2 protein-coding genes are annotated in these 2,290 nt (G+C 59.2%); both read left to right on the plus strand.

All coding sequences use genetic code 11. From position 1 onward, the window contains the following. The first annotated feature begins 81 nt into the window (after nucleotides 1–81). Nucleotides 82–1,170: an IS110 family RNA-guided transposase gene (locus PDO_RS12770; protein WP_007602195.1), complete on the plus strand. Its 1,089-nt coding sequence runs from the start codon at nucleotides 82–84 to the stop codon at nucleotides 1,168–1,170. 558 nt (nucleotides 1,171–1,728) lie between these two features. Then, nucleotides 1,729–2,217, plus strand: a complete 489-nt coding sequence (locus PDO_RS12775; RefSeq protein ID WP_458574652.1) for a helix-turn-helix domain-containing protein — start codon at nucleotides 1,729–1,731, stop codon at nucleotides 2,215–2,217. The last annotated feature ends 73 nt before the right edge of the window (nucleotides 2,218–2,290 follow it).

Consider the following 2,290-nt stretch of genomic DNA (forward strand, 5'->3'; position numbering starts at 1 on the left):
GCCGCCCGTAATCGGCAAGCCGCACCCGCGGCGCCTGGCGCTGATACATTGCCTGCCGTCAAACCACGCAGGAGGCGGATGATGGAATACTTTTGCGGACTGGATGTCGCGATCGAGGAGACGGCGGTGTGCGTCGTCGATGATCGCGGCGAGGTGCATCTGACGGTCAAGGTGGCGAGCGAGCCGGAGGCGGTGTTTGCGGTGCTGAAACCGTTCGCGACACGGCTGCGTCGCGTCGGCCATGAGGCGGGTTCGCTGTCGCCTTGGCTGCATCCGGAGCTGAAAAAGCTCGGCTTGCCGGTGATCTGCCTGGAGACGCAGCATGTACGCGCGGCGATGTCGGCGCAGCGCAACAAGACCGACGAGAAGGACGCACTCGGGATTGCCCACATCATGCGCACCGGCTGGTTCCGCGCCGCGCATGTGAAGACGGAGGGCTGCTACCGGATGCGGCTGTTGCTGACACACCGGCGCAATCTGAAGCGAAAGTTCCTCGATCTGGAGAACGCTATCCGCCATTCGCTCAAAAGTTTCGGGATCAAGCTCGGTGGCACGGGACGCGGCAAGTTCGACCAGGCTGTGCGCGAGGCGGTGGCGGACGATGCGCTGTCCAGCGAACTGATGGACGCCATGCTGACGGCGCGCGCGGCGCTGTGGAAGGAATATTGTCGGCTGCATGATCTGGTTGTGAAGATGGTGGCGCAAAGCGAGCTGTGCCGGCGCTTTCTGGCGATCCCCGGCGTCGGGCCTGTGACGGCGCTCAGCTTCATGACGGCGATCGACGATCCGACGCGGTTCCGCCGTTCGCGCGACGTCGCGGCCTACTTCGGGCTGACGTCACGACGATGGCAGTCCGGCACGTCGATCGACGTCCAGGGCCGCATCTCCAAGGCCGGCGACGCGGATGTGCGGCGTGCGCTCTACGAGGCGGCGTCGGGGCTGATGACGCGCTTCAAGGGCAAGGACAAGGTCAAGACCTGGGGCCAGCAACTCGCCAAACGCTCCTGCCACCGCAAGGCTGTGGTCGCGGTGGCGCGCAAGCTGGCAGTGATCATGCACGCCATGTGGAGCGACGGAACCTTCTATGTCGGCGACCACATGGCCAGTGAGGCCGACATGGCGGCACGCGCTCACGTCAAGGATCGCCGCCTTCTGGGAGCGCACGCATGAACCCATCACCGACAACCGAACAACCCTGCGACCGCACGATGGCGGTCGAAGACTGAACACGCGAGCTCCGCTCCGGCGGATGAGGACCGATGCAGACCAGGAACGACGGAACGCACGATATCTTGCCTGCGGCCGTGCCGATCACACGATGGCCGGACCGCGCTCGAATGCCTGTGACGATGCTCCGTCAGTCCGATGGTAAATTGCGCCACGACGGTTCGGGCGCTGCCAATGTGCAGCCGGAACACCCCGTCGACGAGCGCGGAGGAGTGCACGGCGCACCGGAACTCGAACGCAGTGAGCGGCAGCGTGTCGAAGAGAACAGCGCAATATGTTATCGTAGCCACAAGGAGAAACGACGATGGCGAAAAGACCAGCAGAAACACGACCGATTAGGAGTGCTATATAAAAATAACAGTGGATAGGCCGATGGTGGACTGTTTTGGTGTGAACATCGGCCGATGTGAATTAACAGGTGATTGCATGTTTCGCCGCGAAACACTGGGCCGGTCCGTCCGGTGGATTTCGTTAAAAATCGGTGTTCGGAAGTAGAAGTACTTGTCCATGAAAACTATTAATCCAATCGACGTTCATGTTGGTCATCAGATTAAACTCCGGCGCAAATATCTGGGTGTCAGTCAGTCGGCTCTGGCTGATGAGCTGGGTATTACATTCCAGCAAGTGCAGAAATATGAGAAAGGTACCAACCGGATCGGTGCTTCACGTTTGCAGGCTATTTCCGATATTCTTGGCGTTTCGGTGGATCACTTCTTTAAAGGTACCGCTGAGTCTGTTTCCGATCCAGAAAACCGGGCATCTGACAACTCTCCTGCGCTTGAGCTGTTTCTTGCATCTAGGCAAGGGTGCGCGCTCAATCGCGCTTTTGGCAAGATCTCGAACGAGACCATACGTCGACGGATTGTAGCCCTTGTGAAGATTCTCGCAGAAGGTGATATGCCCGCCAATATCCCCTCAATTGGTACGAGGCGACGACATCGTTTGTTTAATGAGACTTGTGCGCAGGAAACCACGGGAAATGCTGATTAATCGGGCATCGTAAACGTAACGGAATGTGGAATTCGATGTGTGATGAAGGTTCCTGACAGACCGTGATCCACTC

The organism is Rhizobium sp. PDO1-076 (assembly GCF_000247475.1).
In the GTDB taxonomy this organism is placed as follows: Bacteria; Pseudomonadota; Alphaproteobacteria; order Rhizobiales; family Rhizobiaceae; genus Allorhizobium.